At 38.0% G+C, this 4076-nt stretch carries 6 protein-coding genes and 1 tRNA gene; 4 read left to right on the top strand and 3 right to left on the bottom strand.

From position 1 onward, the window contains the following. The first annotated feature begins 16 nt into the window (after positions 1 to 16). Positions 17 to 88, top strand: a tRNA-Gln gene (locus WB217_RS11455). An 80-nt stretch (positions 89 to 168) separates the two neighbouring features. Here WB217_RS11455 and WB217_RS11450 read toward each other — a convergent pair. Further along, positions 169 to 522: a Spx/MgsR family RNA polymerase-binding regulatory protein gene (locus WB217_RS11450; protein ID WP_335375136.1), complete on the bottom strand. Its 354-nt coding sequence runs from the start codon at positions 520 to 522 to the stop codon at positions 169 to 171. A 194-nt stretch (positions 523 to 716) separates the two neighbouring features. Between WB217_RS11450 and WB217_RS11445 the strand changes: the two genes are divergently transcribed. Both WB217_RS11445 and WB217_RS11440 read left to right on the top strand, forming a co-directional pair. Then, entirely contained in the window at positions 717 to 1418 is a 702-nt protein-coding gene (locus tag WB217_RS11445; protein WP_423993356.1) for a helix-turn-helix transcriptional regulator, read from the top strand. A 79-nt stretch (positions 1419 to 1497) separates the two neighbouring features. Next, positions 1498 to 1743, top strand: a complete 246-nt coding sequence (locus tag WB217_RS11440) for a DUF2626 domain-containing protein (RefSeq protein WP_423993355.1) — start codon at positions 1498 to 1500, stop codon at positions 1741 to 1743. Positions 1744 to 1787: 44 nt separating this feature from the next. On the opposite strand, the gene WB217_RS11435 is transcribed toward WB217_RS11440, so the two are convergent. Beyond that, positions 1788 to 2885, bottom strand: a complete 1098-nt coding sequence (locus WB217_RS11435; protein ID WP_423993354.1) for a class I SAM-dependent methyltransferase — start codon at positions 2883 to 2885, stop codon at positions 1788 to 1790. A 154-nt stretch (positions 2886 to 3039) separates the two neighbouring features. After that, a complete protein-coding gene (locus WB217_RS11430) occupies positions 3040 to 3675 on the bottom strand; it encodes an MBL fold metallo-hydrolase (protein WP_423993353.1) in 636 nt (211 codons plus the stop codon). A gap of 105 nt (positions 3676 to 3780) precedes the next feature. Between WB217_RS11430 and WB217_RS11425 the strand changes: the two genes are divergently transcribed. Next, a partial coding sequence (locus WB217_RS11425; protein ID WP_423993352.1) for a hypothetical protein occupies positions 3781 to 4076 on the top strand: 296 nt, incomplete at its 3' end.

Below are 4076 nucleotides of genomic sequence, written 5' to 3'. Positions count from 1 at the left end.
CAGCAAACATTGATATTGGGCTATAGCCAAGCGGTAAGGCAACGGACTTTGACTCCGTCATGCGTTGGTTCGAATCCAGCTAGCCCAGTCAGAAAGTGCAAATTCGCACCAAAATCAAATAACAGTATCACATAAAAAATCGGAAGCGTTTGCTTCCGGTTTTTCATTTTATTTAGCTATCCCTTTCAGGGCGTCAGGGTTAAATCCCACGATCAGCTTTTTCCCGTCTGTCAATATTGGCCTCCTCAGCAGCTTTGGTTCATTTACCATCAGTTTTAATACTTCAGATAGAGGCAGGTCTTCAACCTCTATACCTAATTTTTTATAGGTTCCACCTCTAGTTGCAAGCAGTTCATCGAGACCATCTGTAGTCAATGATAAAATTTGCAGCAATTCATTTTTCGTCGGAGTGTCTTTGAACAAATGACGTTCTTTAAATTTTACGCTGTTTGACACAAGCCATTTTTTTGTTTTGCGGCAAGATGTACAGCTTGGGTAGGAATAAAATATCAATTCTTTCATTCGTCGTACCTCCTGGATACCATTTTTTTATTATTAACTACATTGTATAACTTTTGTATAACTTTTGTACACTCATTTGTCATCATTTCGCCATTTAGTTGTGAACATTTTCTAAACATATAGTTTAAACAGTGTAAACCTTATTTTCCCCTGTATTATAATAAAGGCAAAATAGTGGTCTGAGGTGAACTAAGGTGGAACAAACATTAAAAATAACAAGCGTCTTGTCTGACCCAACTCGTTATTATATCTATCAATACATTACAAAAAGGCATAAAGATGTAACCGTTCAAGAAATAGCAGATAATTTTGATATTCATCCGAACGTAGCACGGCTCCATTTATCCAAGCTGGAAGATGTAAATATGCTTATTTCTGAAACGAAAAAGACTGGCAAAGGCGGACGACCTAGCAGGCTTTACCGCCTTTCTGATGATGTGATCCAGCTGCACTTCCCATTCAGGGACTATCAGCTGCTATCAAAGATTGCCATGACGACGATGATGTCATTGGGGGAAGCCGGAAAGAACGCTCTGTACCTAACTGGAAAACGCTTTGGGGCTGAATTAATGGATCAGGAAATTTCCCGGCACCCACAGATTCCTGAAGATATGAGTTTTGAGCATAAACTTAATGCAATCAAGAATGCGGCGACGCTGGCGGGATTCTATCCTGAATTCGAAGTAAATGACGAAAAAACAAAAATCTATTTCCAAATTTTCAACTGCCCATTCAAAGAAGTTGCCATGGATCACACTGAAACAGTCTGCAATATGCATTATGAATTTTTGCGAGGAATGTTTGAATCTCTATTTGGAGACATCGAGCTCATTGAAAAAGAAAATATGTTCACTGGCTGTAACTCATGTTCTTACCAAGCTGTTATTGCACAATAATCAATCCTTGTTTACTTTTCACACCACTATACTTTATAATATGATAGTGATGGACTTGTAGGGTAAAGGAGGGATATCTTTGGATCGTATGTACAGAGTTTTAGGATTCTGGACGGGAATCTTTGCTGTGATGTTTTTCTTAGGTCACATGTATACGACGTCCTTGATTTTCTTTGGTCAAACAGGATTTTTCTTGCTTTTAAGCTATTTGAAACTGTCCGAGCGTATGTATATTTACGTATTCGGCGCATACTTAACTGTTTTCTTTGCAGGATTTACTTACTGGACAACATTTATGATGCCATTTGGCGGAACTGGACATTAAAACTTTTCCCCAATAAAAAAAGCGATGGAATCCCATCGCTTTTTTTATTTGTTGATTATTTTAACGGCTTTCTCTCCCATTCTCTTGCCCTGGATGATCACATCAAATGATTGACTGATGCTGCCAGGCATGATGAGACTTCGGATAGCCCTATTCCGTTTGCTTGTTTCTGAAAAGGGGTTTGGATCATAGTGGTTTTCCAGCTCTTCTAGAATGCCGATCGACAGCAGGAATTCATCCTGTCTCTTTTTTTGCAGGAAGCTCAAACCATATTTTTCTCCCTGAGATATCAATGCATCGAAATGGACATGGCTCGTTATATCCATCTCCCCAGGCATCTGCAGGACGTCGTGATACATTTGATGCTGATAATACCCACGCAGACTTCCCTTTATTCGTGAAGGCTCCATCCATTGTTCTTTTGTATATCCATAATCGACAGTGACAATAATCCCTTTTGATAAGGTTTCTGCAATGGATTTTATGAATGGTTCCATCGCCAGAGGTATTTCAATCCGCTGCCCTTCGTTAAGTTCAATATATTGCTCTTGTAAAAAAGCAATAATTTTTTCATTTTCAACTGGGACGAACTTTTCAATTAACTGTTCATTTTCATACGCTATAAAGACTTCATGGATGACATCTTGTCTTTTTTCAATTACATGAACAGGGAACGCATCGAATAATTCATTTGAAAAAACAAGACCCTCATTCATTCCTGAATCAGCGTAGGTATGGGCGTAAACCACTTGAACATTGTCCAGCTCGCTCAAAGCCTCCGATTGCAATTCCCGGTGATAAGGACTTTCCTCAACTATATAATATGTAAGATCAGAATCACTCAATTCATTCCAGCCTGCAATAAATGCCCGAGCAAAACGCCCATTTCCAGCACCAATTTCGCAAACGGATGGGGGAAGACCTAAACTGCCACTGTTTTTAGCAAACCATTTGCCTATTAATTTTCCGAAAACATCTGAAACATTGCTTGTCGTATAAAAGTCTCCGTCTTTGCCAATCTTTTGACGATTTTTTATATAGTATCCGTTTGAAGGATGGTAAAGTGCTAACTCCATATATTTAGCATAAGAGATCAATTTAAGTGGTGATAAAGCAATAACCTTGCTGATTATTTCTTTCATAATATCTCCTCAGATACAGTTTTCACTATTGACATAGTGTTTTCATTATTATATTGTTTTAATTAGTAGCTTAACTATATCCCCTCCCATGATATGAATAGAACATCCCCCTGAAAAGCCCTTCTCTAAGAGAAGGGCTTTTCTAGTTTTATAGTTAAAACCCGTTTAAAAATGGATTTGTGTCCATTTCATAGCCGATTGTTGTTGATGGTCCATGTCCTGGCAGGACTTCTGTTTCTTCAGGCAATACCAAAAGCCTATCATGGATACTTTTTATTAACTGATTATGATTTCCACCTGGCAAATCAGTCCTGCCAATACTTCCATGGAAAAGAGCGTCACCAGCGAGAACAAAATTGTCGTCAGGGAAATAGATAGAAATGCTGCCTGGTGAGTGCCCAGGTGTTTCATATACAGAAAATGAAAAATTGCCGATTGACATTTCTCCTTCATCTGTAATCAAGTTTTCTGCCGGCCTTGCGGTTATCATTTCTTTCATCATAAAATGCCTCGATCCATTTAATGCAGGATCTGCAAGCCAATCCCTTTCCCTTTCATGAATATATACCTTAATTGCGTATTTATCTCTGATACGGTCTACTGCGCCTATATGATCAAAATGGGCATGAGTTAGCAAGATTGCTTCCGGTTTCAGTTCATGTTGTTCAATTATTGAAGTCAGCTTTTTTGGATTATCACCTGGATCTACGATTAAACAAGAATTATTTTCATCAATGATCAGGTAACAATTTGTCTGCAATTGCCCAAGCGGAATCTGTTTCCATTTCATATATAAATGCCTCCAGCTTCTATTGAAATTAACAATATACTTATTCTACACTATTGTTGTATAAGATTTAAGGATTTGCCAAAAGATCTGTAAGGAGCATGAAAATTGAATAAAACAATAGGTATCGAAGCTAAACCAATTATCTCAGAACTGCCAGACTTTTTGCAGTTTCTACAATCGGTTGCACCTCCACTTCACGTTCATGGCAATTTATTTATCTATTCGTCAGGAAATCTTGCCAATGAGGCAGCTGATTTGCTGCATGATGCAGAGTTATTAGAAGAAATCCATCCCCTTATTAGAATAGTTGAAGGCTTACCAGGAGCTGACTTTTTTGATTATGGATTTTATGCAGATGGTGCATCATATATATATATATTGATCAGTTATCAGCTTTCAAA

The organism is Mesobacillus sp., from assembly GCF_049588175.1.
Taxonomy (GTDB): Bacteria; Bacillota; Bacilli; order Bacillales; family Cytobacillaceae; genus Mesobacillus.
Note: the sequence above shows the minus strand (reverse complement) of the source record. Positions and strands in the feature narration are given on the sequence as shown.